Annotated in this window: 17 protein-coding genes; 4 read left to right on the forward strand and 13 right to left on the reverse strand. The window is 40.2% G+C overall.

Translation table 11 applies throughout. The features are described from left to right. Nucleotides 1-713 precede the first annotated feature (713 nt). From GXP67_RS35685 to GXP67_RS35725, 9 genes are all read right to left on the reverse strand, one after another. Nucleotides 714-1,901 carry a glycosyltransferase family 4 protein gene (locus GXP67_RS35685; protein WP_162447560.1) on the reverse strand — a complete coding sequence of 396 codons (1,188 nt, stop codon included), beginning with the start codon at nucleotides 1,899-1,901 and terminating at the stop codon, nucleotides 714-716. A 555-nt stretch (nucleotides 1,902-2,456) separates the two neighbouring features. Further along, nucleotides 2,457-2,945 carry a pyridoxamine 5'-phosphate oxidase family protein gene (locus GXP67_RS35690; RefSeq protein WP_162447561.1) on the reverse strand — a complete coding sequence of 163 codons (489 nt, stop codon included), beginning with the start codon at nucleotides 2,943-2,945 and terminating at the stop codon, nucleotides 2,457-2,459. A gap of 59 nt (nucleotides 2,946-3,004) precedes the next feature. Beyond that, on the reverse strand, nucleotides 3,005-3,658 hold the full coding sequence (locus GXP67_RS35695) for an HAD family hydrolase (protein ID WP_162447562.1): 654 nt from the start codon (nucleotides 3,656-3,658) through the stop codon (nucleotides 3,005-3,007). Between the two features lie 234 nt (nucleotides 3,659-3,892). Then, nucleotides 3,893-4,513: an alpha/beta hydrolase gene (locus GXP67_RS35700; protein WP_162447563.1), complete on the reverse strand. Its 621-nt coding sequence runs from the start codon at nucleotides 4,511-4,513 to the stop codon at nucleotides 3,893-3,895. A 33-nt stretch (nucleotides 4,514-4,546) separates the two neighbouring features. Continuing rightward, nucleotides 4,547-5,479, reverse strand: a complete 933-nt coding sequence (locus GXP67_RS35705) for a ring-cleaving dioxygenase (RefSeq protein WP_162447564.1) — start codon at nucleotides 5,477-5,479, stop codon at nucleotides 4,547-4,549. A gap of 11 nt (nucleotides 5,480-5,490) precedes the next feature. Beyond that, the gene (locus GXP67_RS35710) at nucleotides 5,491-6,201 is read right to left on the reverse strand and encodes a pirin family protein (RefSeq protein WP_162447565.1); all 711 of its coding nucleotides are present in this window, start codon (nucleotides 6,199-6,201) and stop codon (nucleotides 5,491-5,493) included. 96 nt (nucleotides 6,202-6,297) lie between these two features. Next, complete coding sequence (locus GXP67_RS35715; protein WP_232064790.1) at nucleotides 6,298-6,846, reverse strand: YceI family protein; 549 nt, start codon at nucleotides 6,844-6,846, stop codon at nucleotides 6,298-6,300. A gap of 158 nt (nucleotides 6,847-7,004) precedes the next feature. Then, nucleotides 7,005-7,307 carry a GNAT family N-acetyltransferase gene (locus tag GXP67_RS35720; protein WP_162447566.1) on the reverse strand — a complete coding sequence of 101 codons (303 nt, stop codon included), beginning with the start codon at nucleotides 7,305-7,307 and terminating at the stop codon, nucleotides 7,005-7,007. Between the two features lie 176 nt (nucleotides 7,308-7,483). Further along, nucleotides 7,484-8,902 carry an amidohydrolase family protein gene (locus tag GXP67_RS35725; protein WP_162447567.1) on the reverse strand — a complete coding sequence of 473 codons (1,419 nt, stop codon included), beginning with the start codon at nucleotides 8,900-8,902 and terminating at the stop codon, nucleotides 7,484-7,486. Between the two features lie 258 nt (nucleotides 8,903-9,160). Here GXP67_RS35725 and GXP67_RS35730 point away from each other — a divergent pair, with 258 nt between their 5' ends. Further along, nucleotides 9,161-9,430 carry a hypothetical protein gene (locus GXP67_RS35730; RefSeq protein WP_162447568.1) on the forward strand — a complete coding sequence of 90 codons (270 nt, stop codon included), beginning with the start codon at nucleotides 9,161-9,163 and terminating at the stop codon, nucleotides 9,428-9,430. 243 nt (nucleotides 9,431-9,673) lie between these two features. Here the strand turns inward: GXP67_RS35730 and GXP67_RS35735 are convergent, their stop codons facing one another. The 4 genes from GXP67_RS35735 to GXP67_RS35750 all read right to left on the reverse strand — a co-directional run bounded on the left by GXP67_RS35735 (nucleotide 9,674) and on the right by GXP67_RS35750 (nucleotide 13,074). Then, on the reverse strand, nucleotides 9,674-10,486 hold the full coding sequence (locus GXP67_RS35735; protein ID WP_162447569.1) for a hypothetical protein: 813 nt from the start codon (nucleotides 10,484-10,486) through the stop codon (nucleotides 9,674-9,676). A gap of 111 nt (nucleotides 10,487-10,597) precedes the next feature. Beyond that, nucleotides 10,598-11,734 (reverse strand): hypothetical protein, encoded by a 1,137-nt coding sequence (locus tag GXP67_RS35740; protein ID WP_162447570.1) that lies wholly within the window; start codon nucleotides 11,732-11,734, stop codon nucleotides 10,598-10,600. Nucleotides 11,735-11,905: 171 nt separating this feature from the next. After that, a complete protein-coding gene (locus tag GXP67_RS35745; RefSeq protein WP_162447571.1) occupies nucleotides 11,906-12,616 on the reverse strand; it encodes a hypothetical protein in 711 nt (236 codons plus the stop codon). A gap of 203 nt (nucleotides 12,617-12,819) precedes the next feature. Further along, on the reverse strand, nucleotides 12,820-13,074 hold the full coding sequence (locus tag GXP67_RS35750) for a hypothetical protein (RefSeq protein ID WP_162447572.1): 255 nt from the start codon (nucleotides 13,072-13,074) through the stop codon (nucleotides 12,820-12,822). 458 nt (nucleotides 13,075-13,532) lie between these two features. Between GXP67_RS35750 and GXP67_RS35755 the strand changes: the two genes are divergently transcribed. The 3 genes from GXP67_RS35755 (at nucleotide 13,533) to GXP67_RS35765 (ending at nucleotide 15,495) form a co-directional block, all read left to right on the forward strand. Then, nucleotides 13,533-13,940: a hypothetical protein gene (locus GXP67_RS35755; RefSeq protein WP_162447573.1), complete on the forward strand. Its 408-nt coding sequence runs from the start codon at nucleotides 13,533-13,535 to the stop codon at nucleotides 13,938-13,940. A 314-nt stretch (nucleotides 13,941-14,254) separates the two neighbouring features. Beyond that, nucleotides 14,255-14,503 carry a hypothetical protein gene (locus GXP67_RS35760; RefSeq protein ID WP_162447574.1) on the forward strand — a complete coding sequence of 83 codons (249 nt, stop codon included), beginning with the start codon at nucleotides 14,255-14,257 and terminating at the stop codon, nucleotides 14,501-14,503. A 602-nt stretch (nucleotides 14,504-15,105) separates the two neighbouring features. Next, nucleotides 15,106-15,495 (forward strand): VOC family protein, encoded by a 390-nt coding sequence (locus tag GXP67_RS35765; RefSeq protein WP_162447575.1) that lies wholly within the window; start codon nucleotides 15,106-15,108, stop codon nucleotides 15,493-15,495. Nucleotides 15,496-15,588: the final 93 nt, after the last annotated feature.

Below are 15,588 nucleotides of genomic sequence, written 5' to 3' on the forward strand. Positions count from 1 at the left end.
TGAAGCTTGATAAAATGAAAATTATCACTGAAATACAGTATATTATTATGATTCGGCTTTATCCTGATCAGTTATTTTTTCAGATAATTTTATTACACTGCTTAAAATATTTGCGATTCTGAATAAAAAGAAGAGAACTGAAAGGTGTTTCAACGGCAGAAGTATCTCCAGTAGCTGAGGCTGGCCGGAAAAAACAAAATTCCGAGAATGGCGAGAGAGGCTACTATTCATACTCCCAAAATAAGGTTACATAAGACGGCATTTTAGATCAGACACCCTGTAAGAACAGGTTAAAAATCGCCGGATTCAATCCGTTTTTAACATTTTTTTTCTAAAAAGGAATATTTTTCCACATGGAGCCTCAAAAAAAGAAGAGTATTCTCCTATTCGGGTTAGGCTCTGAAATCAGATTATTTACGCTTTATCATAGAAAAACAATGGGTTTAATTATTAAAATATAAACCTGGGAGTTGAAAGAATAGAATCATTGGAATGATAAGGCTGCATAAGTATAGCTGCTTTGCTGCCCTTACCAGTAACTTTATTTGCAATAATAAAAAGACATATGCTATGTATAAATTCCTTTACAGCACAGGTAATAGATAATAAAACACCCATATTTAATATCTCTTTTTTACAACTCACTATAACACAATTAACTCTGTATATCTAAAACATCCGGCAAAGAAGATGCAAATGCTTAAATAGGCTTCTTAAGCAGGTTGTTTGTGCTTTTTTGCAGCGATGGCCTGCTCATAAATAGATAAAAGCAGGGTATAATTCTTTTCCGGCGTATATTTATCCAGATAATCCTGCCTCGCCTGTTTGCCTAATTGTATAGAAAGTTTGGCATCGGCTGAAAGTACCTGTATTTTATCTACCAGATCAGCACTGTTGCCCGGCAGAAAATGTAAGCCGTTTTGCAAATCATCCACAATCTCGGCCATACCTCCCAGTTTAGAGGTAATAACCGGGGTGCCTGTAGAAAAAGCTTCGAGAATCGTCATGGGGAAGCCTTCGTACCAGACAGAGGGGAAAACTAAAGCCCTGCATTTTTTTAATTCGCTGATGATAAAAGGCTTTTGCTGAAAGCCTGCATATAAGATATTGGGATACCTGGCCGCATAACTTTCCACCGTTTCCTTTAAAGGGCCATCCCCAATAATTTTAAGTGTAAACTTTCCGGTGGCGGCTGCATCCAATACGGTTTGAATGCCTTTTTCCCCGGTTAATCTTCCAATAAACAGGAAAAAGTTCTCCCGCTGCTCCTCTCCTATGCCCAGATCATCGGTGAAGTTTGGCTTTACAATTAACTGCTCAGTCGGAACCTGTAAAGAAGAATCCAGAAATTTATTTTTTGCAAACTCAGTGAGGACAATATACCTGTCTACTTTATTTTTCCAGGTGCCGGTTAGTTTATGTATTCCGGTCATGAGTACGGTGGAAGCCGTCTGAATTTTAGATTCTCGGTATACTCCTTTTAATATAGCATCAATCGGAAAAACTTTATGTATACTCTTTTCATAAATCTTTCCATCATAATACAGCGAATAACTTGGGCAAATCAGTCTGTAATTATGCAGGGTTACAATAACGGGAACACCAAATTTGGCTGCTACAAAAAAAACAGCCGGTGAAGCAAGCGGAAAAAAATTATGTACATGAATAATATCTGGCTGAAAAAACCGGATTACGGCATCTACCCGGTTAGCGCTTTGTACATTGTATACACTTCCGATGCCGGAGAGAATTACATCTTTCGCCGATTTGATTTGAGAATTATCGAATAGCAGCCTTTCTACCGTATGCCCATGACTTGCCATCAACTCGCCTTCTGCGCCAAACACCACATCTTCCCCTCCTTTTTGCTGGTATTTATTATGAATCAGTAATATTCTCATGCAAGGCGATAAGTAAGTAAAAGATGATCCGGTACGTCAGCTAATATATTCGGATATATAATTATTGATACCGTGAACAGAATTAACACAAACAGCTACAATATTAAGGCTTTATTGAGTAGCCAGCAAATGAGTAATTATATTAACCCGCACTGGTGAGGTACTATTTACCATCATTTCATCAGAAAAATATATTGAACAAACAAAAAGAAAATACAAACTGGCAGTTAAAAATATTTTGTTTGTACCTCTTGATCTTCATCACATAGTTATTGTTTCAGAAAAGAATTCAATAGATGGCTGATTGAATTATATTAATACTTTTAAGTATTTAATTATAGTCTATTACTGACAGCTTCTATATCCCAGGCAAAGAATCTGTCATATAATAGGTATTATTAAATGTATTCGAAGAAGAATTAATCCGGATTTTGTAGTAAAAGGTATGGTGCAGGAAGTAAAAACTATCTTTTTAATACTTTTTACTATGTTTTTGAAGCAATTATACTGTTCGTAAAAAAAGCAGGCTATTGATACCTGCTTTCAATTCGATTATTAATGTGTTCCTAATTTCTCGTTTCTGCCACCCTGGTCTTGTTCTCCGGTAACAATGGCTTTAGCTACCTGGAATAACTTTACCATTTTTCCGCCTGGCCTGTCCCAGTATTCGGCCTGATGCAGCGTAACTTTTAACAGAGCAATTCTGGGATCAGTTTTTCCTTCCGGAAACCAGGCTTTGAGATAATTATTCCAGAGTTCATTGATTTTTGCCTGGTCTTTCACCAGTTCAGCTTTTCCGGCAGCTGAAACATACGTTTCAGACCCAATATCTGTATAAGAAAGGCTTACTTTATCGTTGCGCTGAATCTCCCGGACTTTCGCTGAATCGTCCTGGGTAAAAAACCAAATAGTGCCATCATCATCCATGTCGTGGGTGGCCATTGGGCGGCTGCGGAGGTCATCGTCTTGCTCAACAGTAGTGAGCATGGCAAACCGAATGTCTTTAATTTTGTCTTTGAGGACATCAAATTCTTCTTTTCTCATAGTGGTTAAAGATTATAACTTCCAGCGTAGACGCATTCCCGCAGAAAAAGTTGATGCATTTAGCTATTCTTTGGCCGTTGCAGTAAAAACTCCTCCATCGACAGTTCTTTATAGTGATTAATAACCAGATCTGCTTGTTTTAACTGGTCTTTTCCTCTGGTGGAAGTAATGGCAATGCAACTCATATTTGCGTTTTTGGCCGCTTCTACGCCATTGGTGGCATCTTCCATCACCACACATTCCTGCGGAGGCACATTCAACTTTTGCGCTGCTTTCAAAAATACTTCCGGATCTGGCTTGCCATTTTTTACATCATCGGCGGTAACAAAGGCATCGAAATACTGGCGTATCTGGAAGAGTGCCAGAATAAAATCAAGTTTTTCCTGGCTGGAACCAGTAGCCAGAGCCATTTTCAGATTCAACTTTCGACACTCCTGCATTACTTTTTCTACATCCGGAATCAACTGAAGGCCATTTTTTTCAACTAATTGTTTTAAATAGGTTTCCTTTTTCTCCAGTAGTTCCTCAATTTGCTCATCACTGATATCTATCCGCTCTTTTATAATTTCCGAACCTTTGGCACCCAGCACCCCAATATATTCATCATAAGGAAAGTCAACCTGTTGTTCATCAAACATCTGCTTCCAGGCATCATATTCAATTCTGGTGGTGTCTACTACCGTACCATCCATGTCAAAAATTACTGCTTTCATAAGTTTAGCTCAGTATTTAGTAGTGAGTATTCGGTATTAAGATTGTATACGGATTATTCAAAAGGGATTGTTCGATAGAATAAGCACAAAAAAATAATTGAACTTCTGTATAGCCACTTTACGGCTTAGAAGTTCAATTACTGATTAGGGAAGAAATAAGTTGTATTACATCAATATTATTTCTGCTACGAGTAAGTATGGGTTTGAAAACTATTGATACTCATATCAGGCTATTTAATCTTTAAAGATAAGCTTATTGACCTGGTCTATTTCATCCTGGCTGATGGTGTGGCCCATGTTTTTGTATACTTTTTTGGTAACCTGTGCATGCATTCTCTCTAAAACCTGTACAGATTCCTCCACTCTCTCTACCGGTACATGCGGATCGGGATCGCTGGTACCAATAAATACAGGAGTGTCATTAAAGTCTCCGCTGTAATTCTCCGGATAGATTTTATCCCCAATTAATCCGCCTGTAAATGCAACGGCCCCGCCCCACCGGGTTGCATGTCTGGCTACAAACTCCAGGGTTAAACAGGCCCCTTGCGAAAAACCGAGAAAATAAATATGCGCTGATGATATTCCCTGCTCATTTATATCCTTTACAATTTCCTTTAACACCTCTATAGCTGAGGAAAGCCAGGGTTCATTCTGCTTGGGAGGCATGAGAAAAGAATACGGATACCAGGTATAATTGGTGGCCTGTGGGGCAAGTATAGCAAAGTCATTCACTTTCAGATAGGAGGCTATTGAAAGTATATCTTCTGCAGATGCCCCTCTGCCATGCAGCATAATTAATACCTTTTTTGCATCCTTTATATCTTTTCCGGCCTGTATGATTTGTTTTTTATGCATAGCTTTCAGAAGTTCAATTCTCTCCACAATCAATTATAATTTCACCAGGTGGTTTTCTATCTCAGCACGCATAGATTCGTATTGAGCAGGAAGTTTTAAATTCGTTCCCAGTTCTTCTAAAGATTCATCTACCATAAATCCGGGGTTATCGGTAGCTATCTCAAATAATACACCTCCAGGCTCCCGGAAATACAAGGAGTGAAAATAATTACGGTCAATTTGCGGGGTGATCTGGTGTCCTTTGCTCAGTATAAGTTGCCTGAACTTCATTTGAGCCGCATCATCTTTTACACGGAAAGCCACATGGTGAACTGTACCTCCTGCCTGCATGCCTTGTTTCTCTCCCGGAACTTCCACTATATCTATAATAGCTGCACTTTCTACGGCGTCTGTGGCAAAACGAAAGCGGTTTACCTGCTGGTCAATCAGTTTGTAACCAAAAATATCCGTAAGAATATCGGCAGTAGCTTTCATATTTTGCAAGGTTAAGGTAACATTATGAAAACCTCTGGTTGCTACCTCTCCTTTTACTTCAGCTGTTTCCCAGGGCATGCGTTTATCTCCGGTTTTAGAAGCGATTAATTCCAGTTTTAATCCATCCGGATCAAGGAAAGTCAGATAAGGTTCTCCAAACTTCTCAGATGGTTTATTGTAAGTTACATTATTGGCTTCGAAACGCTTCACCCAGAAATCAAAGCTATTTTCAGGAACGGAATAACCAATTTCGGTAGCCATCCGGGTACCTCTTCTGCCTGGAGTTATCCCTTCCCAGGGAAAGAATGTCAGAATGGTGCCTGCTGAACCTTTCTCATCTCCAAAATAGAAATGATACGTATGTGGATCGTCGAAATTAACTGTTTTTTTAATGAAGCGTAAACCTAACACTTTGGTATAAAAATCAAAATTGCGTTTGGCATTGCCAGCAATAGCTGTTATATGATGCAAGCCTAATATTTTATCTTCCATGATCTTCGAATTTAATGGTTAACAGGTGTTTCTATAATGATAAACCGGCTTTCGGTGGCACACCTGATATTCACCTGGGCCGTTTCCCACAGGCCAATGGCATCTCTGGGATTGATTTCATTTCCTGCTATCAGCTGTTTTCCACTTATATTGAAAACGAACACACTTTTATTAACAGGGTTGAATGTATATTCAATTTCTTGTCCGGTATCAAAAAAGCCTACAGAAAGTTTTGCATTCTGATTGATCCAGCAATGAGACTGTCCTTCTTCATAACTTACAATGGTCGTGAGATGATTCCTGCGTTTCTCTTCCGGAAAATACCGCCGCTGATACCGGGGAATAATATTCTGTAGTTTGGGCTCAATCCAAATCTGCAAAAAATTCACCTCCTCTGAGCCCACATTGTGTTCTTCGTGGCGGAGTCCGCTTCCGGCACTCATAATCTGTACCCAATCCTTTTCTACTACTTCAGAGTAGCCCATACTATCTTTATGGTTCATCTTTCCAGCCAGCATCACTGAAATTATTTCCATATTCATATGCGGATGAACACCAAAGCCATTTCCCGGCGTTACATAGTCGTCGTTGAATGTTTTCAATAATTCAAAACCATTATTTTCAGGATTGTAATAACTGGAAAAGCTAAAAGTAAAATTGCTTTTCAGCCAGCCAATATCTTTCCTGCCCCGTTCTTGTGCCCGGATTATTCTAGTTTTCATATAATTTATGCCAGTAAAAGCTGTGAAGATTCAGGCTTACAGTAACTTCCTGCAAGCCTGATAGGATATATTTAAATTAAACCGGGGTCGGTTTGATCAGGCTTGTTTTACCAGCTGGATTTCACAATGTATTCTGATTTCGTCGCTTACAACTACACTGCCTGCTTCTGTTACTGCATCCCATGTTAAACCAAATTCTTTCCGGCGGATTTTTCCTTCAACCGTAAATCCGGCTTTGGTCTGGCCGTAAGGATCTACGACAGTACCGGCAGCTTCTACTTTTACAGTAATGGGTTTGGTAATGCCCCGTATAGTTAAATCTCCATGCAAGAGATAGTCTTCACCAGATGGCTCGAATTGTTTGCCTACAAAGCGGAGTTGAGCATGGTTGGCCGCATCAAAAAAATCCGCGGACTTCAGGTGTGTATCCCGTTGCTGGTTGTTAGTATTGATGGTATCAACATTGGCGGTAAATACAATGCTTTTTGCTTTGGTAAAATTATCGCCTTCCGTTTCAACTTCCAGGTCGAATTTTTCGAAGTAGCCGGTAACATTGGTGATCATCAGGTGTTTTACCTTAAACTGTATTTCACTGTGTGCGGGGTCAATTTTCCATTTGGTCGTTGCAATATTTTCGGTAGCCATAGTTAAAAGTGTTTAGGGTGAAAGAGTAAGTGTCTGTATAATTAATTCTTATGTTGCTCTCAAATAACATTACAAAGATACACAGGCATGATAGCCGGTTCCAATAAGGTAGATTAAGAAAAACACTTAATCTACCTTAAGTGTACTACTTATATACATCAAGATCTGTAATTCTTATTCCAGACATCCGCATACTGGTCTGGGTTCTTAGTAAACTGTGCATGAACATATGGACAAAGGGCAATAATCTTAATATGATGATCCCGGGCATAAGAGACAGCATTTGTCAGCAATTGCTTCGCTACGCCTTTACCAGCCAGTTTATCAGAAACTTCGGTGTGGTAAATCACCATATTACCTCCCATCATTCCAATCGCCATTTCCGCCAGACGTTCTCCGTTTTCTTCGACTACAAAAGCGCCTCTGCCAGCTTCATTTAATTGTAACTGTATATTTTCCATAAGATGAATGTGGCTGTAAATAAAAACATATATCCCAGGCACGATATACGTGGCCCAGGTTTCAGAAATGTAAGTACTCTTTGAATGAAGTGAAAAATACCGAAGCCAAAATAAAAAATAAAAGCGAAGGAGTTGTATTCCCTCGCTTTTATTTTCATGCCTTATTTATAAAAGATCTATTTGAAAACTTTTGCCGACTGATCGAGCATGTCCTTGAGTTGCTGCTGATTGTGCCATCTTCCATGGCTCATCACGCCATTGATCTTTTGTGTGTTGGAAATATTCTCCAGCGGATTGGCATCCAGGAGAACAAGTTCTGCTTTTTTCCCGGCTTCTATGGTACCAGTTGTAGAAAGTACGCCCAGATATTCTGCTGGTATTGTAGTCGCTGTCTGGAGGGAGGCATAAGGAGAAAGACCTGCTTGTACAAAATGCTCCAGTTCACGGTGTAAGGTAAAGCCGTACCCAAGCAACCAAGAAGGTGTATCAGAGCCTGCCATCAGTTTACAACCTGCCTCATGCATCGCTTTGATGAGTTTATTCCGGACAGCTATAAACTTCATCCGTCTTTCTTCTGAAGCCATAATTGTATGATACCGCTCTTTCGCATTACGCCATGTTTCGATTTCTGACGAAGGAATAAAGCGTGCGTCTTGTTTGGTGCCCAGTTTAGTTTCATCCATCGCATATCCGAATGCCAGATGCAGGAATGCACTGGTAGGTGTATTATACACTCCGGCCTGTTTGGTAGCCTGTACTATTTCCGGAATCTTTTGTTCATCCACATAATCCATGGTTTCCCAGGCTTTGGGCTGCCATATACCATACCCGGATACACTTTTTCCATCATTGGGGGCATCTGGTTTGAGCAGGGCCTCCATGTACTCATCCAGGTGTTCTATCTGCTGGCCGGCATCCAGGGCTCGCTTGAGTTTTACCTGTTTGCCAATGTGCCCCACAACTCTGATATTTTCTGCTTTCGCCGTTTTAATAATGGCATCATACACTGGAACTGTTATATCTTCGGTGAGTTTAATAAAATCATATCCTTGCTGTTTGCACTGCTTTACTGCATGCACCGCCTGCTCTGGTGTTTCTACCACAATCCCTTTGAAGCCTTTATAATAGGCTCTGCCGGCCAGTTCGGGACTGGCAATAAAAAGTACCGGGCCTGTAATTTCTTTGTTCGTGATCTTTTTGCGAAGCTCCATATGATTCGGATTGCCGCTCATGATCCGGTTGGTGGTAACTCCATTTGCCAGCATCACATTTAATTCATCGGGCGCATATTGAGCCGGAAAGTCTGAGTCGGAGAATAAATGTACATGCATATCTGTTAGGCCGGGCATCAGGTATTTTCCTCTGGCATTGATGCGGATCGCATTTGCCGGAATTTTTACTTTCTTTGCATCTCCTATGCGCTTGATGTAGCCATCTTCTATGATTACTGTCTGATTATTAATTACACCTTCGTGTGTCATCGGAACCACATTCACCTCTTCAATGGCATAGGCAGGCGGCTTGGCAGCCCATATTTCTACAGAAATGAAAATCAACAATAGTAAAAACAGAAATCGTATAATGCGTTGGTTCATAGGGAGGTTAGGTTTAGGATATATAGTTTTCAAATTAGCTATTTACCCACAGAATGCCCTCACCCAATTGATGGGATATACTACTTAAACCTATTGTTACCTTTTATTATCATTCAATGAAGTTGTTGTATATTTTTCATAAAAAGCACATATGAATAACTACGGGTATTGCTAAATCAGTATTTTTACTGTTACTTTGCGTGTAATATAGGTGTAATTTTATATCACTTTTTTTCAAAAATCATCGTCTCTTTTCAAATGAAAGTACCTTCATCTATCGACAGACTTATCTCTTTTAATCTGGCCAATGGTCAATTATTCACAGAAGATAAGCTGATCTGCGAACAACGGGTGATATTAGTAGTAAATAATTTTGCCTATGCCATTAAGAATAAGAGCAGAAAAGAATTAACTGCCATTAAAAATAAAATTCTTCAGGACTACAAAGAGAACCCTTCAAAAGCTTATTTTTTTATCCATGTATTAAGAATTGTGGATGAGCAATTGAAAAAATTAGTGACCGGCTAATCTGCTTCACCTATATAGATTCATTTTCCAATATCAGCTTCCCTGGTAATTTACCCCTCTAGTATCATCAATTAAACAGCTGCACATAAATGGCTGGCTTGATACAAAAAGTGGTATATGCCATACAAGCACATATACAGATCATATGTTAGGTATACACTTGTATCGCTGTGCCTGTACAGAAAGAAATGAGCTGAAATTTCCTTTTCCTGGTTTTTACTGGAAGCTGACAGTAATATTCGATTAGAATCTTTTAATGTTCAGCGCTTCTCCGGTCAGGAGGTCGGGAGAGATATTAATATCGGTGCCATTGATGGATAGCGAAACGGTATTGGGGCCTACTTTTCCCTCATTCACTGCAAATAAAACCAGGTGGTTATCGCCTTTATTTACAGGAAAGGTAAAAGTCTCGCCTGCGTTGGTGAGCACATAGTTTTCCAGTACCCATTTTCCGTTCAGGTAGATCGACACAATATCGCCGTCTTCGGTAGCATCGTCTTTGAGGGTGATCTGGGCAGTTTCTGTATTTACCGTTACTTCTTTTACCACTTTATAAGTACTTGGGTTTACGGTTGAACAGGCTCCGTTGATACGTAACTCCAGGTTTTTACTTTTATTCCCTAATTCATTCTGGGTAGAGAGCTTAAAGTACAAATGGTTGAGCGCATCTGCATCTGCAGGGGTAGCGAATTCAAAGGCAAAGGTGAACGTAATGATCTGATTTTCCAGGGTGACCACCGGATCAGTCGTCTGGAGGGTGGCCGGGAAGGCTATGTTGGGAATCTCGCTGTTATCGGCCTTATAAAAACCCGGTTGTATGTTGATCTGATTGATACAATCATTATCTCCATCGAAGCCGAAGCTAACCTGTATGCTTCCTTTGGTTCCTGTAGTACCACAGGAAGGATCTGTGATCCACTGGAAGGTAGGCGAATGAATTTTAAAGTCTTTACAGGCTGTTTCTACCAGATTTAATACGAGTTCTTTCTTCTGGCAGGAAGAAAAAGTACTCACCAGTAGAATAATGATCATTCGGTAAGATGCCTTGATATGCATAGCTTGTCGGTAGTTAGAAGAAAGAAGTGAATAGTTTAACAGAATAAGCTCTCCTATCGGCTTCTTTAACAATGAAAAAGATTGTATATGTATTTATTAGAGTACTAATGCCTATTTTAAAGTAACTTCAATGGTTCCGCTGGTTTCCAGGGTAGATTCCAGCACGATCTGATTTACATTGGTGCCATCGTCGATAATAATGGCAGCTGTATTGGGTTTGATGGTACCTAAGTTGAGCGCATGCAGCACAAAGATGTTTTTACCTGGATTGAGTTCTATTTCCATGATATGAGCTTTCTTATCCAGGGTATAGTTTTCCAGTACCCATTTGCCATTCAAATTCAGCGATACACGGTCGCCATCTACGGTCTGGTGGTCCCATACTTTCACGATCACTTTCTTTTTGGTAACCGTTACGGAATGAGTAACCTGCAAATCCCGTCCTGCCACCTGTTTGGGTGTTTCCTTAGGTGGTGGCGGCGCAGGCGTTTGTACAATAACTGGTGATGGAGGCACTGCTGGTTTAACAGGCTTTATTTTCTTATCGCGGTGCATCAATACAAAGGCATACCTGGCAGTTAATCCGATAAACGATCCTTTGGAAGTGTATGCATCCTGCCGGATGGTGCCATCCTGGTTTTCGATCAGGTAAGAACCCTGCAAAAGATTTCCCCGGCCGGTATTAAATTTAACCCCGATGGAAAACGTATGAGTTTCTCCGGGAAACTGAAAGCCAGCTTCGGCCTGTATGGAGGCTACATTAGGATTGTATACGGAAGTAGCCGTTACATTTTCATTGTCCATCACAAACAATCTAGTTTCAGATAGCGACTTATTGCCTGCCTGGTTCCATACATAGCCTCCCTGGATGTATAGATTAGTAGCTGGCGACAAGGGTTGCAAGAGGCGGAGATTCGCAAAATAAGAGTAATAATGGCTTCTGTTGCGGAGGTCTACCACAAAACCGGGATGCCGCTCTTCAAAGTCTTTGTCTTTCATGCGCCACTTCTCTGCATTCTGTGCCACCCCTGCTTCCAGACCTATGCGGTTCCAGAGCTGATATTGCAGAGAAAGGGATTGCTGGAAATGATAGGATAAGGCATGCGACCGTAATATATTTTTCCCTCCGGCATACTGGTTTACCGGGGCCCCCAAATCTGTTTGCACGCCTAACATCAGGGTGTGCTGTGCCTGCACTTGCACCGCATACAGGAAGCTGGCAAACAGGAAAATGCAATATCTAGTCATACGTAAATGGTAAGCGGTCATTTGTTAGTAGGCAGCGGTAATAGTGAGCAGGTATCAGCCGTAGCAGGTTACGGAGTTATAGCCATTGTATCCGTAGAGATGGGTTTTGAACCCCATCGCTATGCAATATAGGCCTGCCAAAAGTTCTGCAACCCATTTAAAATTGTTTAATCAGGCAGAAATGCCCTTAATGAGTTTGTATTCATTAGATACCTGGCCATACTGAGACTTTACGTAGGATTTTACACGCTGCGTGCGGTCGTTGAGGTCAGTATAGAGTACCATACGGTTGGCACGTGCCGATTGCAGGGCGGCAAACTTTTGTGCCACGGCATTATTGAGCGTGGTAAGCTGGGTAACAAAAGTTTGCAAAGCGGCAATTTTAATAGCTGGGTTTGAAGGATTATAGCCTGGGAGTTGGTTAAGTGTATTTACCAGATTATTGAATAACTGGGTTTGCGAGCCGTACGAACGCTGTGAACGGCTTACCGCCTGCGCTGCCTCCTCTCCTTCCGTTTTTGACGGTGTGGATACAGATTTTCCTGCCCGGATGGTACGGAGGATAGATTGTATGGAAGAAGATTCGGCAGAATTTTTTCCATACTGGGCATCTACGGCTGCCCGGATCGCTACAATCAGTTTAGAAATAGAATTGGTTCCTTTGCTGAAAGCCGTGGTGCGCGCATCTACAGCTGCGCGGTATTGCTGCCGGTTGGTGGCTTCTGTGGCGTTGGCAGAAATAACACTGGTAAGCAGGGTTTGCATGGCTACCAGGGTTTCCTGGGTACGTGGAGGCGCATAGTTAGTAAACCCTTGTACAAAAGTGATAATGTCCTGTGCATTGCGGAGTTTTTTTCCAAAAGATTGTTCTGAATGGGCCATATGATTGAAAGCTTGGGTAAAACAAAGCAGAATATATGCCGGAAGATAATTACAGTTTATAATAGCTATGTATATAAGCCCGGCAAAGTTGGGTGTATGCCTGGCAGATATAGCCATACTTTTTGCAGCTGGCAAACAAGTAATGTATATCTATACAAAATATTACTTATAAAGTATACAGGCGGGTAAGGTAACATACCAGTTTAGTTTCCTGTCGCGTTCAGCAAGAGAAAGCACTTACTCAGGTAGCCCATGTACAAAAACAGAGTAGGTTTGTAAGCATTCGGGGAAGCTGTGTACACGGTCAGTAAGCCTGTGAATACGTTCAGCAAGCCTATGCACACGATCAGCATGGCATTGCACAAGGTCAGCAAACCTGTGCATACGTTCAGCAAAGCTTTGCACACAACTAGCAAGCCTGTGTATAAATTCAGCAAGCCTGTGTACAGTTTCAGCATAGCTGTGTACCCAGTCAGCAAGGGTCTGCATTAAACAAGTTTATCTGTGCACACTTTTTACAAGCTTATGCACTCCATCAGCAAGCCAGTGTACACGGTCAGCATGGCATTGTACAGATTCAGCAAGCCTGTGTACGGTTTCAGCCTTGCTATGTACGCTGTAAAGGAGTATTCGAATAAAGGCAGCCTTTATAATATATATAAAAAGAATACTAATAGCTGGCTTGTATGAGAATAATGTACCTAAAAAGGTAATAAACCACTCCATTTTATGTACATGTAAGAATAATTGGGAGAGTAAAGGCAGGCTTTGTATGCGGATAGATTAATCAGGCGACAAACAACCGAAGTTGATAAAAGAGGTGCGTTTATTTTCTTATATTGGCAGCTAAACGCAATAAGTGAAGTGGTTGCGTTTAGCCACATGTTAGCATGCATAAAAATAAAAACAGTAATCTATGAGAAAACTCTACACGCCTTTAGGAATTATTGTATTTCTATGGCTTACAGGTTGTTCCATCCCTGAGATAAAACAACCTAAGTTTACCATTGAAGTACCTTTGCTCATCGAACAAATAAAGGAAATGAATCAATTTGAGAATGTTCAAATACAATCCACCGTATCTGCACATAATGATCAGACTTCTTATTATATAGTGGTTCACATCAAGAATGGGCAACACCTGCCTGAAGATGATAAGGAATTAAGTAATTTAGGATTACAGATAGCAGAAAAAGTTAAGAATAAGGTAGAGAACGCCGAGGAATTTGATGCTTTCAGTATTGTTTTTCACTCAGATTATAACGTAGGCTTTGTTCGAGCAGGCAACAGTCGTCAATATAATTTTAGGAATACAGACATATAAAATGAACGCATGCTAACACCAAATCCATCGACAACCAGCCTTTCCTCACCTCAAGGCTCCAACACAAAGAGCTTGGTTTGCGAGGATTTTTGTTCCATTCTCAGCTATTAATAAAGGAGTTTTTTGGGGTTACAAATCAAATTGTTAAAGTATAATCATCAAATAATAGATTACATATAATAATGATAAATAAAAGCACTTTTGAGTATTCAATCAGATTTATGAAACCATTGAAATTATTACTCCTTTTTCTTTGCCTAACATTACTGTTTACAAATTGTAAGAAGACTGAAATTGAAAACTTTACAGGCACCTTGAAAATTCAATTTATCAGTGCAAGCAATAACAGTAATAACTATGAGAATGTGAGTATATATATTTATTCCTTGGAAGATCAAAGTACTGTCTTAGCTATTGACCATCCTGATAATAAAGGAAAATATTCAAGGAAACTACTACAAGGGAATTATACGTTAACTATATCTTTTCCGGGAGGATTCTCTAATCCGGCTTTTCAACTCATTGGTGGGGAAACCCATGAAATAAAGTATACTATTCAATAACAAACTTATAATAACAAAAAAAGACAGCTGAGAACACTTAACTCGACCGTCAACCGGCCTATTCTCAGCTCAGGGCTCAACACAAAGGCACGGTATGCGAGAGTTTGTGGGCCATTAGGCACTAGCAAAAAATTAACGATTTATGAAAATCCATGAAAAGATAATAAGCTACACAATAATAGGTTTATTTGGCTTGTATGGTTTATTGTCAATTATTTTGCCTGAATCAGTACTCAGATTTAATGAATATATAAAAAGTTTACAAGGATTAAGGATTGATCATACCAATCCCATGTGGACGCATGGCACTATCCGAGGATTTGGCCTGATATTCTTAGCAATCAGTTTATTTTTCTTTTGGTTCACGTTACGCTGAAGATTGACTTAAATTGAGCTTGCAACTATATAGATTTGAGCCAAGTAAGGCTATGCCACTAACGCCAGCTTCGTTCGCCAACCAGCCCTTCTTTATCTCAGGGCTCCACTGCAGCGGGACTGGTATGCGAGAAGCTTTGGCCCGTTAGCGGTTATTGTACAATGACACAACATACACTACATATTAAGAGAGTTTCAAAACAACTAAGAGATACCATTAACTATTTATGACAGAGAATAATATCACAACCGTCAAACCTTTTTTGACCGTACACAATGCTAGGAAAGCTGTTGACTTTTATGTGTCCTCTTTTGGAGCTATTGAGACTAAAAGATTTGAAATGCCTGACCAGAAAATATCATCTGTAATTGAAATTGACAAAGCAGAGTTTTATGTAGGTGACGAGGAACCTCATAATGAAAATCTAAGCCCGGCATTAAAATCAAGTAGCCCAGTCAGAATAATTTTACATACCAAAAATGCTGACGAATTATTTGAAAAGGCAATAAAGTTTGGTGCGACCCAAATTTGTCCAATGACTACCGAAGAAGATTGGAGAATCGGAAAACTGAAAGACCCCTTTGGACACATTTGGGAAATTGGTTACACTTTGTAATTCTGTAAACTGACAATAATTGTAGACTATAACTACCAACCACTACCACCACTTCCATGACAAGCGGCCTTGCCTCACCTCAAGGCAAAGCTG

This window comes from Rhodocytophaga rosea (assembly GCF_010119975.1).
In the GTDB taxonomy this organism is placed as follows: Bacteria; Bacteroidota; Bacteroidia; order Cytophagales; family 172606-1; genus Rhodocytophaga; species Rhodocytophaga rosea.